This window comes from Bacillus sp. EB600 (genome assembly GCF_024494385.1).
In the GTDB taxonomy this organism is placed as follows: Bacteria; Bacillota; Bacilli; order Bacillales; family Cytobacillaceae; genus JAEVLT01.
Window position 1 is genome coordinate 93,412 of sequence record NZ_JAEVLT010000009.1, and the last position, 17,868, is coordinate 111,279.

General features: G+C 38.2%; 15 protein-coding genes and 1 pseudogene. 13 read left to right on the plus strand and 3 right to left on the minus strand.

Annotation, left to right across the window (positions count from 1 at the left end; translation table 11 throughout):
• The first annotated feature begins 474 nt into the window (after positions 1 to 474).
• Positions 475 to 681: a DUF1657 domain-containing protein gene (locus JN080_RS12045; RefSeq protein ID WP_256236257.1), complete on the plus strand. Its 207-nt coding sequence runs from the start codon at positions 475 to 477 to the stop codon at positions 679 to 681.
• Between the two features lie 251 nt (positions 682 to 932).
• Positions 933 to 1,727, plus strand: coding sequence for a DUF3990 domain-containing protein (locus tag JN080_RS12050; protein ID WP_256236258.1), 795 nt, complete (start codon positions 933 to 935; stop codon positions 1,725 to 1,727).
• A gap of 14 nt (positions 1,728 to 1,741) precedes the next feature.
• Here the strand turns inward: JN080_RS12050 and JN080_RS12055 are convergent, their stop codons facing one another.
• From JN080_RS12055 to JN080_RS12065, 3 genes are all read right to left on the minus strand, one after another.
• Positions 1,742 to 2,539 (minus strand): zeta toxin family protein, encoded by a 798-nt coding sequence (locus JN080_RS12055; protein ID WP_256236259.1) that lies wholly within the window; start codon positions 2,537 to 2,539, stop codon positions 1,742 to 1,744.
• A 131-nt stretch (positions 2,540 to 2,670) separates the two neighbouring features.
• Positions 2,671 to 3,450: an SH3 domain-containing protein gene (locus tag JN080_RS12060; RefSeq protein ID WP_256236260.1), complete on the minus strand. Its 780-nt coding sequence runs from the start codon at positions 3,448 to 3,450 to the stop codon at positions 2,671 to 2,673.
• Positions 3,451 to 3,452: 2 nt separating this feature from the next.
• The gene (locus tag JN080_RS12065) at positions 3,453 to 4,364 is read right to left on the minus strand and encodes a hypothetical protein (RefSeq protein WP_256236261.1); all 912 of its coding nucleotides are present in this window, start codon (positions 4,362 to 4,364) and stop codon (positions 3,453 to 3,455) included.
• Positions 4,365 to 4,827: 463 nt separating this feature from the next.
• Here JN080_RS12065 and JN080_RS12070 point away from each other — a divergent pair, with 463 nt between their 5' ends.
• The 11 genes and pseudogenes from JN080_RS12070 (at position 4,828) to JN080_RS12120 (ending at position 17,748) form a co-directional block, all read left to right on the plus strand.
• Positions 4,828 to 6,435, plus strand: coding sequence for a PucR family transcriptional regulator (locus JN080_RS12070; RefSeq protein WP_256236262.1), 1,608 nt, complete (start codon positions 4,828 to 4,830; stop codon positions 6,433 to 6,435).
• 150 nt (positions 6,436 to 6,585) lie between these two features.
• Positions 6,586 to 8,043 carry a CoA-acylating methylmalonate-semialdehyde dehydrogenase gene (locus JN080_RS12075; protein WP_256236263.1) on the plus strand — a complete coding sequence of 486 codons (1,458 nt, stop codon included), beginning with the start codon at positions 6,586 to 6,588 and terminating at the stop codon, positions 8,041 to 8,043.
• Positions 8,044 to 8,075: 32 nt separating this feature from the next.
• On the plus strand, positions 8,076 to 9,416 hold the full coding sequence (locus tag JN080_RS12080; RefSeq protein ID WP_256236264.1) for an aspartate aminotransferase family protein: 1,341 nt from the start codon (positions 8,076 to 8,078) through the stop codon (positions 9,414 to 9,416).
• Between the two features lie 246 nt (positions 9,417 to 9,662).
• Positions 9,663 to 10,796 carry an alanine dehydrogenase gene (ald, locus tag JN080_RS12085; RefSeq protein WP_256236265.1) on the plus strand — a complete coding sequence of 378 codons (1,134 nt, stop codon included), beginning with the start codon at positions 9,663 to 9,665 and terminating at the stop codon, positions 10,794 to 10,796.
• A gap of 305 nt (positions 10,797 to 11,101) precedes the next feature.
• Positions 11,102 to 12,727 (plus strand): amidohydrolase, encoded by a 1,626-nt coding sequence (locus JN080_RS12090; protein ID WP_256236266.1) that lies wholly within the window; start codon positions 11,102 to 11,104, stop codon positions 12,725 to 12,727.
• Between the two features lie 43 nt (positions 12,728 to 12,770).
• On the plus strand, positions 12,771 to 14,006 hold the full coding sequence (locus JN080_RS12095; RefSeq protein ID WP_256236267.1) for a Zn-dependent hydrolase: 1,236 nt from the start codon (positions 12,771 to 12,773) through the stop codon (positions 14,004 to 14,006).
• Between the two features lie 136 nt (positions 14,007 to 14,142).
• Complete coding sequence (locus JN080_RS12100; RefSeq protein WP_256236268.1) at positions 14,143 to 14,343, plus strand: DUF3311 domain-containing protein; 201 nt, start codon at positions 14,143 to 14,145, stop codon at positions 14,341 to 14,343.
• The gene (locus JN080_RS12105; RefSeq protein ID WP_256236269.1) at positions 14,340 to 15,821 is read left to right on the plus strand and encodes a sodium:solute symporter family protein; all 1,482 of its coding nucleotides are present in this window, start codon (positions 14,340 to 14,342) and stop codon (positions 15,819 to 15,821) included. The genes JN080_RS12100 and JN080_RS12105 overlap by 4 nt, the downstream gene beginning before the upstream one ends.
• A gap of 147 nt (positions 15,822 to 15,968) precedes the next feature.
• Positions 15,969 to 16,847, plus strand: coding sequence for a nitrilase-related carbon-nitrogen hydrolase (locus tag JN080_RS12110; RefSeq protein WP_256236270.1), 879 nt, complete (start codon positions 15,969 to 15,971; stop codon positions 16,845 to 16,847).
• Between the two features lie 103 nt (positions 16,848 to 16,950).
• Positions 16,951 to 17,082, plus strand: a pseudogene (locus tag JN080_RS12115) (IS1595 family transposase); the annotation flags it as partial.
• Between the two features lie 51 nt (positions 17,083 to 17,133).
• Positions 17,134 to 17,748, plus strand: coding sequence for an FMN-binding negative transcriptional regulator (locus JN080_RS12120; RefSeq protein WP_256236271.1), 615 nt, complete (start codon positions 17,134 to 17,136; stop codon positions 17,746 to 17,748).
• The last annotated feature ends 120 nt before the right edge of the window (positions 17,749 to 17,868 follow it).

The window sequence follows — 17,868 nt, forward strand, 5'->3', positions numbered from 1 at the left end:
CCTACCACAGGAAGTACACTTTTCTGTGCATTTTTCCAAATATTTCAAAACGCTAACTCCCCTTATGCATTTTTTACTTTTTCCAATGACTTCTATCTATACTATGTTTCACTTTGGTCTTAGGACTAGACTGTTTTCTTATTTTAGTTTAACTCTTATTTGGATACCAAGTTAAAATCGTATATTATGCTAAGAAATAATTGTCATTAAGAAATGAGGATAGAACATTTTTTTGAAAGCTTCTATTTTCTGTACTAAACACTAAATAGGAGGAAATAAACATGGCAAATCAAATGGATACTAATAAATTGAAACAAGCAGAGGAAGCTTCTTCCCTTGTTGCTTATATTTTCTAGTTTCTTGATAATACGGGGAAAAGAGAAGGGTTCCACAAGGAAAGATAAAATTACAATGAATAAAAAATTCACTTTTTCATCATTCTAAAAAGGTCTTAAAAAATAAGGAGGCTTATTCATGACAGTAATTAGTCAAGTTCAGCAGACATTAGCAGGTTTAAAAAGTGCTCAAGCAAGTTTCGAAACGTTCGCTTTACAAACAGAAAATCAACAAGCAAAGCAGCTTTACCAAGATGCAGCTAAACAAACCCAATCCGTTGTAGACAGCATTGAACCACGCGTTCAACAAATCGAACAAGAAGAACCTCAATACAAACAACAATAATTAATTAGGTGAGAAAAAGGTTGGTTGAGTGAACCAACCTTTTTTATAATATCAGAATTATATGTTGACCTTTTTTGCGATAAAACACCGAGGTGGTTTCATGAAAGACAAAATTTCTAAATTTTAATAGGTGTATGACATTGCAAGGAGGAAATGAGAAGTGACAGTATTAACCAGGTTTAGGTACACATCTGGTCTCATTTTCATAAAATGAAACGTTCAGTTCGATAAGTATGAAGGAGCGTTTTATTGTGCCAAACGATACCATTACCGTTTACCATGGAACCAACTTGTTTTCCGCACAGCTGATTCATATATACGGGATAAGGCTAGATGCCCAACGAAGATTTTCTGATTTTGGTAAAGGGTTTTATGTTACTTTCAACAGTAAACAAGCGATAAGATGGTCCATCGTACGGGCAAATAATTTACAGGTTTCGCCTAAGATTTTAGAAAAGCTCAACATCAGTCAAGATACCTACCTCAACCATTACAACAACAAGATACCCGTCTTACTATCCTTTGAACTTGACGTTCAGAAGCTTCTTACGTTGAATGGGAAAATATTTCCTTTCCCTAACTATCCAAACTGGAAAAATTATTATCATCTATGGAAACAGTTCGTTTATAAATGTCGGGCAGGAGAGCCTCATCCTTTTGATTTTGTTTACGGTCCTATTGGTGGAGGTCATTTTAAACACCATAAAAAAATCAAGGTTTCAATGTCCAAGGAACAGCTTGCCTTAAATAGTACAAAAGCAATTGGATGTTTAACAAACATGAGAATCTTTCCTTTTAGCCCATATAGAATACCTGTGAAGGCAGATAAAAATAATTTGCTTCTTGGAGAAGTTCAAGAAATCATAACGAGAGAGTATGGGATCACAAACGAACATGCCGACTCATTAATACGCAATTCTTGGGTAAGCGGACTTCACCGGGATATATTACTGCATGAATCTCCCCATTACTGGGCGTTGAGTTTAATAGGCGGCAGCAGACTTTGGGTACAGGAATATGAAGATAAACTGCTTATGGGGAATTAAATAAGGCAACACACTCATGAACTGGAGCTTTTTTTTAGAAAGCTCTCATACATATCTTTCTTTTTCATCACCTTTGAAACGATCAGTGTAAAATCTTCTCTGTTATCAAATATATGATAACTATCTACTAGATCCTTCACTGCTAAAAATGTTTTTGGTACTAGTTTGTGAGTGCTTTCTATAACATTAGTCGGGATACTCCTACCTGTTATTTTGGCACGTTCTTCAGCACGGATTCTAGCCATAGATAGCGGGACGTCTGATATATATAAATGGACTGCATACCCTTCTCGAATAAGATAACGAATCAAATTTTTATATTTCTTAGGTTTTGCCAAGGTTCCTTCGTAAATAAATGAAATACGATTTTCTATTAACCCTAAAACTAGCCTATCCCTAATGTCACAGGATTCTTTATGTACAAATGACGCGGCTGTTAGCGGGGAGGTTTCTTTATACTGTTGATATTCGGGAATAAAGATTTTTATATCATCAGGATCAACCGTAAGGAACTTTATAGGGGATGTTTTTGCTTGTTCTTTGATAACCTTTTCCCGAAGTTTTGTTTTACCTGTGGCACTGCCTCCTCCAATTAATATAGCAACAGGGTTTAAAGAGTTCTTCATGTGATCAGTGTTTTGCATCAGGCTCTTTATGATCTTGACATGTAACCTTTCTCGGTGTGGGACATAATTGTTAGGAGATAGACTGTAGATCTTTTTCGTATCGTTGTCGGATGATCCATTTCCCACCGAACGTTTTGAACATAATTTTTTCATAATCCCATCATAAATAACTTGTATTACTTTCATTTATCATCACCAATACAAAATATGCACAAAGAGCATAAAAAATCACAGAGAACCTGCCTTGCAAACATGGGTAAACATGGGGACGGTTCTTTTGTATCTTTCGGGGGGACGCAAGAACCGTCCCCATAAACCTATTTTTCTTTAACGATCCTCGCTGAAATCCATCCTGTGATCTGTCCGTTTGCTGTTTCGACTTTCAGCCATTTAAGTCCTCTGGTATCGACTTGTTCTTCATTCAGAAAATGTACAGCTTCACCGACAGCGATGGTATACAGACGCCGCGCAGTCAATGTGGGAGCCTCACGAATATTCCCGCCATCCTTAAATTGATTGCTTAAGACGAATTCTTTTGGATTAGGAGGAGCGGCATTTGTTTGAACTGAAGTAGGTAAACCAGGAACGTGAAAACCAAGCTGCTTTTCCAATTTTACTTGAGTTAACCATGTCTCAGTTTTCTTCCATTTAACAGAAAACCATTCATTTGGATTATTCAAGATCGCCGCTGTAAGCAAAACAGCTAAGGCGGTTGCCGAATAAAAGGTCCATTTTTTGATCCTTGCCCGATTTCTTTTCCGCTTCGTAGAAAGCTCAATGATTTTGTTGAAAAATCTTTCAAACAGGGCAAACATTTCTTCAATGAAATCAACCCAAATAGGTATGCTCACTTTGCCTGCTTCCCTAAGACTTCTTTGCATCGTGCTAATCAGTGCCATTACGGGATACGTAATCAAATAAAGTATTTTTTTCAACAAACGACACAACAAGTTAATGGCGGGAGGAACAAGGTTCATTAGAATAAGCCTTGCGAGTTGGAGAACGACAAAGAGAACCACAAAAATACGCACCAAATCCGGCAGAAGAGAAAGCGGTGCCCAAATCCAAAACAGCTGATTTACGATGGATTCTCCCATCGCTATTCTCTTTCATTTGGATAGGATGGAAGTTCTCGGAACGGCCGTTTTTTTGCATTTACTTTTTCCAAATCGACCGGAAGATAAGGGAAAAGCCTCTTTAATTTTGCTAATCTTTGTTCCGCCTCGGCCTGGTCAATTGAGTGATCGTTAATCATGTTTAATAGTTGTTGGTTTACCACTTGTTTGAAGGTTTGATTCTGGCTAAACTCCGAATCTACGATCAACTTCGCCATTTCATTCTTTTCAGCAAGTTTTCCTGCAGTGATAAAATCACCGTCTTCAAGAGAGATTTTGATCGTGGCCGAAATTCGCCGTGCTTCCTCTAAGTCCAGCGCTTCTTGATAGGCGGATAGCTCCGCATTCCGGTCCAAATCAGCGATCGCCTCATCATGGCGCTGATCCCGAAAGCCTTGCCGAACCAAGACGCGGACAGCACGTACAACAATTCCGGCTTCTCTTAACACCTTGACTAAGGAAGAGGTTTGAAAAAACTCTTCAATGTGCCGGGCAAATCCCAGCTCTTCTTCAATCGAAAAAAATCGTGCTTCTGATTCCACCCAGAGGGGCAGATTATTGGAAATCAGTATTCCAATTTCTCCCGCATTTTGCTGAACCAACAGTTCCGGCCGGTCGACGGCAATATCAATAAACAAATGTACAGAAAACCTTCTGCCTCTGGTTGCAGAAGGGACCTCTTCGTTGTATTCGAACGTATGCTGCTGCATATCTACTGAATAAACCTTTTTATATTTTCCAATCCGTAATTCACTGCGTGACAAACGATCCCCATTTTTAACAGCACAGTATTGGTTGGCATGATTCACATAAACAAAGGCATGTGTCATCGAAGACGCCGGCTGTTTCTCCAAAAAACTAAATTTAACATCGTTCACTTCAACAATTAGGTTCATCCCTTATCCCCTCCTGGTTCATTCCATACAAAGCTTGTACTGTTTTCAAAAAAGACCAGCACCCTTGACACCATTCTATGCAGCCAATCAGCAAAAAATGAAAAAAGGGAGGTTCTTTGCGAGAACCTCCCTAAATTTTTAACCTTCTTTTAAGCTAACGCTATTTATTAATATAAAATAACTCATTAAAAATTCCATATTTTTAGCTTATCTTTCATAGGACAGAAAGTATAAAGAATTGAGGAATAATGTAACATAGTGTTACATTATTCATATAATTCCAAATTATATGATATTTCAGTGCTATTAAATCTCACTAGTTGTATAAATGAACTTATTTAAATGATTAACCTCATTTGTTTTTCAGTTGGCGTATTCACCTTATAAAGAATTTTCGTATAATAATTTATTTAAATTTAAACTGAAGAGAAACAATGAAACTCAAGAAGAGAGGTTTACCGAAATGAATAAAGAAGTCAAATTATCAGTACAGGAGATATTAAAACATGAAAGTTTCCAAACGGCAAAAATAATAGCAGGGAAAAAAGGAATAACTAGAACTGTAAAATGGGTTCATGTTATGGAAATTACTGATGTAGGTAACCTATTAAATGGAGATGAATTAATTCTATCAACTGGTATAGGATGGAGAGATAGTAAAGAGGTATTGCTTTCGCTTGTACAGCAGTTAATTGAATGTCAGGCAGCTGGATTTTGCGTGGAGTTGGGTAAATATATATATGAAATCCCTAGTGAATTAATCCAACTTGCTGACCGTTATAATTTCCCAATTATTGTTTTTAATAGAGAAGTACGGTTTGTTGATATCACAGAAAAAATACACACATTAATTATAAAAAAGCATTATCAAATGGTATCGGATTTAGAGGAATATTCACGTAAACTAAATGAAGTTTTGCTTGAAGCCGACCCTAAAGAAATGATTTTGAATATGCTGCAAAAACAATTACAATTGCCCGTCATTTACTTACAAAAGGATGGTCATGATAGTATTGTTTCCAATAAACGAGAAAAAGAAAAAAACAGCCTTCTTCAATTAGTAAAGGAAAACAGCATTGGAAAGGACGAATTTATCGCTCGGCAAAAAGTTAATGTATTGAACCAGGATTATGCTGAGTTAGTAATCATAGACGAAGCAGACCCTATAACAGAGTTCGAAAAATTGCTCCTAGACAGAACTGTAACAGCTCTTGCTCAAGTAATTTTGCGTGAATTATGGACAGAAGAGAGGAGAAAGGCAAAAGAAACGGATTGGATTAAAAAATGGCTGAATGGAGAACACAATGAAGAGCAAATAGAAAAATACCTTGGAGAGATCGTTCCTGGTATAAAGCTAGAAAGGGCGGTTGTACTCCTCATCAAAGTGAATTTAGATCCCGACGATTCAAACCTAACCTATTTAAAGCTATTTTTACGTACTATTTTTCGGGATCAGGGATTCTATCTATTACCAGCAATGATAAAAAATTCACTCGTGTTAATTTTGATTGATAACAGGGTTCGGAGTAATTACAGACAAAGAGTTGAAGCAGGAATCGAACAGGCGCTAAAATCGAGATATTTAACCAATCAACCTTATCCTCATTTACAAATTAGTGCAGGAAAACCAGTTCACCATTTGAATGAAATAAAAAAAAGCTATGAATATGCGAAGGAAGCTTCCATTATCAGGGAAAAAATGCCAAATGAACAAACTAGTTATTTTTATGAAGATTTACATATTTATAGAATCATTAACGCTGCTCATGATCAAGGAATTCTATATGAATTTGTTTTAGATTATTTAAAGCCTGTCATCCTATATGATCATGAAAATAATGCAAAGCTAATGAATACTTTAAAGTTTTATTTAAAATTCAATGGTTCAAAAAAAGAAACAGCGGAGCATCTTTTTATTGTGAGGCAAACGCTTTATCGCCGGCTTGAAAAGCTATATGAGCTAATAGGAGAGGACTTTATGGAACCGCATAAGAAGCAAGCAATTGAGTTTGCGGTTGCGGCTTATGAGTATCTAGAAGGGGCGAAACAAACCTTTCTAAAGAAAGACTAACTGTAAGCAAAAAGTTAAAAATATCTCAAAATGTAACGTGATTTTACAAATATAATTTACACTTTGTCTAATGAAAAAATTTTTTTACATAAATATAATAATACTAGATAGAAAATTCATAATATTTCGAACCTATGAGGAGGCAGTTTTATGGTTGTAACAAAAGAAGTAAAAACAATGAAAAATTTTATTGGTGGTCAATGGACTTTATCAGCTAGTGAGAAAATAGAAGAAATTCCAAATCCTGCGACAGGTGAAATTATTGCAAAACTCCCGATCTCTACACGTGAAGAAGTTAATCAGGCGGTTTCTGCGGCAAAAAAAGCATTCCAAACTTGGAAGAAAGTAGCGGTCCCTCAGCGTGCCCGTATTCTATTCCGCTATCAGCAATTACTAGTTGAGAATTGGGATGAGCTGGCTAGGATCGTTACACTTGAAAACGGAAAGAGTTTCAAAGAGGCATATGGAGAAGTGCAACGCGGGATTGAATGCGTTGAATTTGCTACGGGAGCTCCTACGCTGATGATGGGCGACCAGATTCCTGATATTGCAACAGGCATTGAATCTGGCATGTACCGTTATCCAATTGGAGTGGTAGGTGGCATTACTCCATTTAACTTTCCGATGATGGTACCTTGTTGGATGTTCCCGCTGGCCATCGTTTGTGGAAATACTTTTGTGTTAAAACCATCTGAGCGTACTCCGCTTCTGGCCAATCGCTTAGCTGAGCTGTTTAAAGAGGCTGGCCTTCCGGATGGAGTCTTGAATATTGTTCATGGCGCCCATGATGTTGTAAACGGAATTCTTGAACACAAGGATGTAAAAGCAGTCTCTTTTGTTGGTTCACAGCCTGTTGCGGAATATATTTACAAAACAGCGGCAGCGAATGGAAAAAGAGTGCAGGCACTGGCTGGAGCAAAAAACCACTCAATTGTGATGCCTGATGCTGACCTAAATAATGCTGTTACCAATATTATTGGAGCTGCCTTTGGATCGGCTGGTGAACGCTGCATGGCTGCATCGGTTGTAGTAGCTGTTGGAGGAGTAGCGGACGAATTAGTTCACCTGCTTAAACAAAAAGCTGATGAAATCAAAATTGGTAACGGGCTTGATGATGATGTGTTTCTTGGTCCGGTCATCCGTAAAGCACATAAGGAACGGACAATTCAATATATTGAAATTGGCGAAAACGAAGGCGCCGCACTCGTCCGTGATGGCAGAGGTGAAGGTGAACAGGAGGAAGGCTATTTCGTGGGTCCAACCATTTTTGATCATGTGAATACAGAAATGAAAATCTGGAAAGATGAAATTTTTGCACCTGTATTATCCATTGTCCGTGTAGAAACTCTTGAGGAAGCGATTGAAATAACAAACCAATCTGAGTTTGCCAACGGTGCGTGTCTTTATACAGACAGTGCGAAGGCAATCCGGACATTCCGCGAAGAGATTGATGCAGGGATGCTTGGTGTGAATCTTGGTGTACCGGCCCCAATGGCCTTCTTTCCATTCTCGGGCTATAAAAAGTCATTCTACGGTGACCTGCACGCAAACGGCAAAGATGGAGTGGAATTTTATACCCGTAAAAAGATGCTGACTGCCCGATATTAATGAACAAATTCTAATAAAGTGAGGCGATAAGAATGCAAGTTACAGAAAAAGGACAGGATTTACAGCAAAAGGATGAGCGTTATATCTGGCATGCAATGAGAGGATCGGCCCCCGTTTCAGGAAATTTGATTATTAAAGAAGCAAAAGGTGCCTGGGTAGTGGATATTGAAGGAAATAGATATTTGGATGGAATGTCTGGCCTCTGGTGTGTAAATGCCGGCTATGGAAGAAAGGAACTGGCAGAAGCCGCTTATGAACAACTTCTTGAAATGCCATATTATCCAATGTCTCAAAGTCATGTTCCCGCCATCAAACTGGCTGAAAAGCTAAACGAATGGCTTGGTGATGAATATGTCATATTTTTCTCAAATAGCGGTTCTGAAGCGAATGAAACAGCATTTAAAATTGCGCGTCAGTACCATCAGCAGAAGGGTGACCATGGACGGTATAAATTTATTTCTCGCTACCGGGCTTATCATGGAAATTCAATGGGCGCCTTGGCAGCAACAGGTCAGGCTGAGAGAAAATATAAATATGAGCCGCTTGCTCCAGGCTTTATCCATGTGAATCCGCCTGATGTATACCGTAATCCGAATGATGAGCAAACCCTTGAAAGTGCTCAGGAAGTTGACCGGGTAATGACATGGGAATTAAGCCAGACTGTAGCGGCTATGATCATGGAACCGATTATTACAGGCGGTGGTATTTTAATTCCTCCTCAGAACTATATGAAAAAAGTCAAAGAGATTTGTGAAAAGCATGGAGCTCTTTTGATTTGCGACGAAGTAATTTGCGGATTTGGACGAACAGGCAAACCGTTTGGTTTTATGCATTATGACGTAAAGCCCGATATTATTACGATGGCTAAAGGGATCACAAGTGCCTATCTGCCGCTTTCTGTTACAGCGGTTAAAAGAGAGATTTATGAAGCGTACAGCGGCAATGAACAATATGATCGCCTTCGACATGTAAATACATTTGGGGGGAACCCTGCGGCTTGTGCACTCGCCTTAAAAAACCTAGAGATTTTTCAGGATGAAAAGTTAATTGAGCGCTCACAGGTTTTGGGAGAACAGTTGCTGAGAGAACTTGAAGAAATAAAAGATCTACCGTTTGTAGGTGATGTCCGTGGAAAGGGACTTCTTATCGGCATTGAGTTGGTTGAGAATAAAGAATCGAAAAAACCGGCAAGTGTGGAAATCGTTAATAAAGTAATCAGTGCCTGCAAGGAGAGAAAACTGATCATTGGCAAAAATGGGGACACTGTTGCAGGCTTCAATAACATTCTGCAGCTTGCCCCTCCACTTAGCATTACTGAAGACGATTTTATTTTTATCGTCGAAACACTTAAAGAAAGCCTGCGTTCTATTTAAATTAAAGCTGTTTTGCAAATATGTTGCTTTTCAAGTTGAAAAGGCTGCCTCACTTATCAATTCTATAAGAATGCTTTAAAATTCAGGTGTTAACAATCCAGAGTTGTCCTTTGGAACAAAAGTTGAAACTTTATAAACAATAAACTTGCAGAATAGGGCTTATAGTAAAAAAGCTGTTTTCGGAAATAAGAGGCTACTGAAAAACTAAGGCTTTACCGATGATCAATTACTTAAGGGGATGAGGACTTGAAGATAGGAATACCAAAAGAGATCAAGGTTCTAGAAAATCGTGTCGCTATCACTCCTGCTAGTGTCATGAATTTAACGAAAGCGAACCATCAAGTACTAGTTGAAAGATGCGCAGGAGTACAGTCTGGTTTTCTTGATGAAATGTACAGGGAGGCAGGTGCCATCATAGTAGCATCTGCAGAAGAAGCGTGGGCGGCTGATATGGTCATGAAAGTAAAAGAACCACTGCCGGGAGAATATCGTTATTTTCGCGAGGGTTTAATCTTATTTACTTACCTCCATTTAGCAGCAGACCAAACATTGACAGAAGAATTAATTAAAAAGAAAGTGGTTGGCATTGCTTATGAAACGATTCAATTAAGAGACGGGTCATTGCCACTTCTCACGCCAATGAGCGAAGTAGCAGGAAGAATGTCGGCCCAAATTGGAGCACAATTTTTAGAAAAAACATGGGGTGGAAAAGGAATTCTTCTTGGTGGAGTACCAGGGGTAAAGAGAGGAAAGGTAACGATTATCGGTGGCGGTGTTGTAGGAACAAATGCGGCAAAAGTCGCAATCGGTCTGGGGGCAAATGTTTCTATACTCGATGTGAATCCGGCAAGACTCCGGGAGCTGGATGATCTGTTCGATAACTCAATTACAACACTAGTATCGAATCCTTATACGATTCGTGAAGAAGTAGCGGAATCTGATTTAGTCATTGGTGCCGTGTTAATACCAGGGGCAAAAGCGCCGAAGCTTGTTACAGAGGAAATGGTCAGCAGGATGAAGGAAGGATCAGTCATTGTGGATGTGGCGATCGATCAAGGCGGAATTTTTGAAACAGCAGATCGAGTTACAACCCATGATTACCCAACATATGTGAGACATGGTGTGGTTCATTATGCTGTTGGAAATATGCCTGGGGCTGTTCCAAGAACCTCAACTATTGCTCTCACGAACGTTACGGTTCCATATGCTTTGAAAATAGCAAATGAAGGGTATGAAAAAGCCTGCCTAGATGATTCGGCATTGTTGAAAGGAGTCAATACATTAAACGGCTTTGTTACCCACCAAAAAGTAGCTGAAGCTCATCAGCTTCCATACCTAGATTTGAATAGTAGAAGGAATAAAGAAAAAGTCAAAAATTAATAGAAATCAAAAATACTAGAGGGCTAATCATAAATCATTCCGCCCATAAGCCCACGTATAATTCATTCAAAAAAAGATACTGTATTACTAGTTTTAAAAGCTGTATGACAGATTATTTTACTAAGTATCTTATGAAAATGGTTTATGAGACATGTATGATAAAAGCAGAAAAATATTCTGAATTCACTCACTTTTCTGTTAATGTTATTTTTGGTAAAGTTCTTGGTATACGATTCTCTGCCTGCAGAGGAGGATGATTTCTTTTGTTCATAAGATCGTTAAAATAATTTGAAAAGGATGTTGTTATGAAGGCTGATATTGTTTTTATCAATGGAGAAGTCATAACAGTAGATAGGCAAAATTCAATCGTAGACGCTGTAGCAGTAAAAGGGAATCGAATCATAGGAGTGGGTTCAAATCACGAAATAATGGGTTACGTAGGCGAAGAAACAAATGTAACTGACCTAAAAGGTAAGACACTTCTTCCTGGATTTATTGACTCCCATCTTCACCTCATTCTATACGGTGTTTTTCAGTTAGGAATCAGCTGTAAATCTATTGAAATGGACTCAGTAGAAGCATTGTTGGATTCTTTAAAGAAAAAGGCGGCCGAGACCCCAAAAGGCGAATGGATTCGTGCATGGGGATTTAATGAAACGACAGTAAAGGAGAATCGTTATCCTACACGTAAAGAATTAGATTCAATTTCAACAGATCACCCCATCATCATTACTCGTACTTGCGGACATATGAGTGTTGTGAACAGCCTGGCACTGGAGATGGCCGAAATCGATGAACTTACTATGGACCCGCAAGGCGGAATCTATGAAAAAGATAGCGAAGGTCATTTGACTGGTAAATTAATTGAACAAGCAAATATGCAAATGAACGAGGTTGCTAGTTATACAGAGAGTGAATTGATGAAAGCCGTAAAACTTGCATCGGATCACTTCTTAGCTGCAGGCATCACAAGCATCCATGAAGCTGGTGCATATGGTCCTGAGAGCATCCGTTTGTTACAAAGAGCTGTTAAAAGCAAGGATATTCGTGTTCGCGTTTACGCGATGATTGCTTCTTTAAATGATTGTCCTGACACTGTTGATAAAATGATGAAAGCAGGTGTCATTACGGGAACAGGTGACGATCGCTTTAGAATTGGGCCGGCAAAATTATTTACTGATGGAAGCAGCACAGGTCCAACGATTGCAACACGTGAGCCTTATTCAAGTGATCCGAATAATTCAGGCATTCTTTATTATAGTGAAGATGAAATCTATCAAGTCCTAGGTGAAGCACATAAAAAAGGATATCAGATCACCGTCCATGCTCAAGGAGATAAAGCGATTGAAATGTACATCAATTGTGTTGAAAGAGCGTTAGAAGAAGCGCCCAGGAAAAATCATCGTCATCGGATTGAACATGCAGGAATCTCAACTCCTGATCTACAGGATAGAATCCGTAAGCTTGGAATGATCCCTGTACCAAATCCTCCGTTCCCTTATGAATTTGGTGATATCTATACTTATCATTATGGTGAACGTGTTAATTATATGTATCCTGTTCGAGATTTTATGGATAAAGGAATTATCGCAGCGGGTGGTTCAGATTCTCCTATTACGGATTACAATCCTTTAGTAGGGATTCATACTGCGGTTAATAGAAAAAGTCAATCCGGAAACGACATTGGTGCCAATCAATCTATTAGTGTAGAGGAAGCGATTAGACTTTACACCTGGAATGGTGCTTATGCAAGTTTTGAAGAAGAGACAAAAGGCAGTATAGAGGTTGGAAAATTAGCTGATTTAGTTGTTTTAAATGATAGTATTTTACGAGTGAACCCAAATGAAATTAAAAACTTGAAAGTGGAAACGACTATCGTTGACGGTGAGATTCTGTATCGAAGTGAAAAAATAGCGGACCTGAAATTATAAGAGTTTCAGGTTTTATCGTCATAAAGGAAAGGACGTGAATCGATTGGAACAACAAAAGTTGCGTATCCATGGAGAGAGACTGAGAAATACTCTTGAGGAATTTGCCAATTTTGGACGTACCGAGAACAATGGGGTAACCCGCTTAGCCTTGTCCAATGAGGACCGTTTAGCAAGGGATTATTTCATTTCTTGTTGTAAAGAATTAGGGATGACAATTGAGGTAGATGATATGGGGAATATTTATGCGACGTTAGCAGGTCTTGAAGACAAGCCGCCAATCGTGCTCGGTTCGCATCTTGATTCAGTCAAAAAAGGCGGACGGTTTGATGGAGTACTTGGGGTAGTAGCTGGATTGGAAGTGGCTCGAACCCTTGTAGAACATAAAATAGTACCACATATCCCGCTTACAATCGTTAATTTTACAAATGAAGAAGGAGCTCGCTTTGAACCGGCTATCATGTCATCTGGTGTGCTTGCGGGGGGATTTGATAGATCGATCATGTTGCAGAGTACGGACGTAGATGGGATTACATTTGGACAAGCACTGCAATCGGTTGGGTATGAGGGAAAAATCGAATCACGTTTAAAAGAAGCGTCAGCCTTTTTAGAATTGCATATAGAACAAGGTCCAATTCTTGAACGGGAATCAGTAAGTATAGGAGTTGTCGAAAGCGTACTCGGTATGGTGTGCTACGAAATTGAAGTGACAGGGGAATCTGACCATGCCGGTACAACTCCGATGGATATGAGGAAGGATGCGCTGTTTGCTGCTACTACTATCATCACGGATGCCCGCCGAAAATTAAGGACACTGGATGACGACTTAGTCTTCACAATGGGTAGAATGAATGTTTATCCTAACATTACGACTGTTATTCCAAATAAAGTAGTATTCACAATTGAAGCTAGACACAAAATTCCAGCCATTATCCAAAAGGTAGAAGAGATTATTCAAGGTCTTACCCAAATTCCTGATAATGAAGGCTGTGAAATTAGAGTGAATAAGCTTTGGGATCGTTCTACTGTTTGGTTTGATCAATCATTAGTACATCAAGTAGAAAAATCTGCACAAACCTTAGGTTATCCATACAGAAGAATGGATAGTGGAGCAGGACATGACGCCCAGTTTATCGCAAGCTACATTCCGACTGCAATGATTTTTGTTCAAAGTATTAATGGAAAAAGCCATTGTGAAGAAGAGCTTACCTTGTGGGAGGATTGTGAAAAAGGAGTAAATGTGGTACTTGAAACGGTGATATCTTTACAAAATACTCTTTAACAGTCTTATTACACACCCTTAAAAACCTAACTATGATGTAAAAGATACTCTTATACAAATATCTAAAATGTAAAAATATCAGTTCAAATTCCTTATCAAAAGTTGAACAGATAAAACCATATTAGGAGGGCGTAATTTGAAATATATTAAACTTTTACTCTGTATACCTTTTATAGGGATCATTCTTATGCTGCCACTTGCCAATAGGATCGAGCCTTATGTATTAGGAATGCCATTTCTTTTATTTTGGCTTTCCTTTTGTATGGTGCTTTCTTCTATTATCCTCCTAATTATCTATAAACTTGACCCGGACAATAAGAGAGGTGATATCCAATGAATATATCATTATTGATTATTTTTTTATTCGCTGTCCTGGCTCTTTATATAGGAATACGAGCAAGAAAAGGAAAAACCATGGATATGGCCCAATTTGCTGTTGGTAATAGAGGATTTGGTCCCTTTTTCATTTTCCTGTTAGTCGCAGGTGAAGTTTACACTACCTTTACCTTTTTAGGAGGAAGCGGATGGGCCTATTCAAAAGGGGCAGCGGCCTTTTATGTACCTGCCTATATAGTATTGGCTTATGTTCTATCCTATTGGTTTGTACCGAAAATTTGGAGATATGCAAAGGAAAATAACATTATCTCACAGCCTGACTATTTTGCATCCAAATACAATAGCCTTACATTGGGTATTATCGTAGCCATAATCGGAAGTTTAGCTCTTGTACCTTATATTGTTATTCAGCTAAAGGGTCTAGGTATTATTGTGGCAGAAGCATCTTATGGTGCCATTCCGCCGGTTGCTGCAAGTATTATCGGTGCTCTAATCATTACAACTTATGTCATTGTATCTGGAATACATGGATCAGCGTGGACGGCTGTCATTAAAGATATTATGATTCTTGGCGTCGTTATCTTTTTAGGACTCTATATTCCTTACCATTATTTTGGTGGAATCCAGCCAATGTTTGAGGCTGTGCAATCTGCAAAACCGGAGATGCTAACTTTGGCAGATCAGGGTCTAAGTACTTCTTGGTTTGTTTCCACCGTTCTATTGAATGCAGTCGGGTTTTATTTATTGCCGCAGTCTTTCTCCGTTGTGCTATCAGCAAATGCGGAAAAGTCACTTCGGAAAAATGCGATTATGCTACCTATCTACACATTATTATTGCTTTTCATCTTTTTCATTGGATTTGCAGCTATTATCAAGATTCCAGGTTTACAAGGGGCAGATGGAGACCTCTCTCTTTTGCGATTAGCCATGCAAACGTTTGATCCTTGGGTAATTGGTGTAATTGGTGCAGCAGGCTTACTGACAGCATTAGTACCGGCTTCTGTTATGCTTATGTCTGCATCTGTTGGTTTAACAAAAAGCTTTTACAATGTCCTTGTTCCAAAAGCTTCGGTAAAGCAACAATTAATCGTTTCTAAATTGTTTATCATTTTGATTGCCTTTATCGCATTGATTTTCACCATTACAGGTGGAGAAGCCCTTGCCATCCTGAATATCATGTCCTATAGTCTTATCACACAACTAGCACCAGCATTATTCTTTAGCTTTGCAAAGAATAATCTTATCAACAAATATGGAGCGATAACCGGAATTATTACAGGGGTATCTATTGTTTTATATGCAACGATTGCCAATGTAAAGCTTGCAACGTTCATTCCATCGATCCCTCACGTCATTAATGATATTAGCACGGGGGCTATTGCATTAATCATAAATCTAGTCGTAACGTTAGCTGTTACACTTGTTACGAATGTTGTGTTTGTTAAGGAAGAGCAATTGTCTGAAATTAAAACGAATTAACTGCTTTTTTTAGAAGGATATTAAAATCTCTTACGATTACAAGCCTTTATAGAAATTAAAATGGAATCAAGCTCATTTATTCTTTTTATGTAAGCAAAAAGGAAAATACATAAAAAGGGGGATGTTGATTAAAAGGGAGGTAATCGATTGAATGTAAAAATATCTGCTTGCCAGCTGCGTATAAAGAAAACACCTTCATTTGAAGCCTTTCAAAGACAGGTAGAGGAATTAATGGAACAGGTCCCGGAAGACTCAGATTATATTATCTTTCCCGAACTAGTCACAATCGGGTTATTCGACAGCTTTGATCAAGCTGATCTCTCTTCATTAACAATGATTGACAACTACTCAGCACAGTATAAAGAACTATTTAGTACCCTTGCTAAAAAGAGAAAGCAGATTATTATTGCGGGTTCCCATCTTGAACGTCGCGACAATCAGTACTTCAATATTGCCTATATTTTTAATCATGATGGATCATATGTTGAACATAAAAAAACACATATTTTCCCGGCAGAAGCGAATTGGCAGACAGTAGAGGGAAATGAACTCGATGTTTTTTCAATAGGTCCTGTAAAAATCGGAATAGCTATTTGTTATGAAGCGGAAATACCTGAAATTTCAAGAATATTAAGTGTAAAAGGGGCCGACATTATTTTTTGTCCTTCTTTCACATTTACTGAAGCGGGATTTTGGAGAGTTCGTCATTGTGCACATGCACGTGCCATAGAGAATCAAGTATACTTCGTTCATTGCCCTACGGTAGGAGAACCGGGAGATCCCATACCGTCCGGATTTGGGCGGGCATCGATAATAAGTCCATGTGACAATGCTTGGCCTGCGAATGGTATCATTGCCGAAGCAGAGCTTAATAAACAAATGGTGATTACGGGTATCGTCGACATGGATGAGCTCTACAAGAATCGGATCAATGGTTCAGCGACTACGTATAAGGATAGAACACGAAGAAAAGAGGTTTATGCCAAATATGACCCTTATCAATCAATAGGTTCATTTACCATGTGAGTTAATAGAAAATGTATGTAAAAAAGAAACCAAATCATATCACTGAAAGTGAAGATTGGTTTCTTTTTTTTAAATAGACTCTGTTTAAGATTCATGCTGATTTCGAGATTGCAATAAGAATACAATTTTTAAGGTTGACTGTATGGGTCGGATCGAAAAGACTCAAGTGGAAAAAGTAATCGGCAGCTTGATTTCTAAAGATACCGTCCTTTGCACAGATGGATGGAGAGGTTACTATAAAATGTGAATGAAAAGATCATTACTTTAATACGAGGTGGAACCCGTAATGTATATTCCTAAACATTTTAAAATCGATGATGAAGAAGTTATTTATGACTTTATCGAAAAGTACAGCTTTGCAACTTTATTTTCTCGGCATAATGGAGAACCATACGCTACCCATCTTCCACTGATATTAAAAAAATCCGAAAATGCTTTATATGGACATTTTGCTCGTCCGAACGAACAATGGAAGGATGCTGAAAACCAACAAGTTCTTGTGGTTTTCCAAGGTCCACACTGTTATATTTCACCTTCTTGGTATGAAACAACTAAGGTAGTACCTACTTGGAATTATGTGTCTATCCATTTATATGGAAAGTTGGAGATTATCGAAGATCGAAAAGTAATAGTTGATTCTTTAAATGATATGGTAAACAAATATGAAAGACAAGAAAGCCCATACAATTTAAACGATGTAGATCCCCAATATATCGAAGGAATGAGCAAAGGGATTATAGCATTCAGAATTAAAATCACAAAAATTGAAGCAAAAGCTAAATTAAGTCAAAATCATCCTTTGGAACGGCAAGAATTAATTATTAAGAAGTTGGAAAATACCTCTAATCAAGATAATCTACAAGTAGCATCTCTAATGAAGAATAATCTGCAGAATTGGTAAAAAAGGTTTTTAAACTTTGTATTATTCATTTAACATGTACTTAGTTAAAAAATGAATAATCAAGATGATAAAAAATGGCTTGGCGGCAATGCCAAGCTATTTCTCAATCTAAAATGTATC

What these genes read in the sequence shown, in the direction of transcription:
- JN080_RS12065 (WP_256236261.1), bottom strand. Translation starts at nt 4,364, where the DNA reads ATGAACCTAATTGTTGAAGTGAACGATGTTAAATTTAGTTTTTTGGAG.
- JN080_RS12090 (WP_256236266.1), top strand. Translation starts at nt 11,102, where the DNA reads ATGAAGGCTGATATTGTTTTTATCAATGGAGAAGTCATAACAGTAGAT.
- JN080_RS12120 (WP_256236271.1), top strand. Translation starts at nt 17,134, where the DNA reads ATGTATATTCCTAAACATTTTAAAATCGATGATGAAGAAGTTATTTAT.
- JN080_RS12060 (WP_256236260.1), bottom strand. Translation starts at nt 3,450, where the DNA reads ATGGGAGAATCCATCGTAAATCAGCTGTTTTGGATTTGGGCACCGCTT.
- JN080_RS12070 (WP_256236262.1), top strand. Translation starts at nt 4,828, where the DNA reads ATGAATAAAGAAGTCAAATTATCAGTACAGGAGATATTAAAACATGAA.
- JN080_RS12055 (WP_256236259.1), bottom strand. Translation starts at nt 2,539, where the DNA reads ATGAAAGTAATACAAGTTATTTATGATGGGATTATGAAAAAATTATGT.
- JN080_RS12075 (WP_256236263.1), top strand. Translation starts at nt 6,586, where the DNA reads ATGGTTGTAACAAAAGAAGTAAAAACAATGAAAAATTTTATTGGTGGT.
- JN080_RS12105 (WP_256236269.1), top strand. Translation starts at nt 14,340, where the DNA reads ATGAATATATCATTATTGATTATTTTTTTATTCGCTGTCCTGGCTCTT.
- JN080_RS12045 (WP_256236257.1), top strand. Translation starts at nt 475, where the DNA reads ATGACAGTAATTAGTCAAGTTCAGCAGACATTAGCAGGTTTAAAAAGT.
- JN080_RS12080 (WP_256236264.1), top strand. Translation starts at nt 8,076, where the DNA reads ATGCAAGTTACAGAAAAAGGACAGGATTTACAGCAAAAGGATGAGCGT.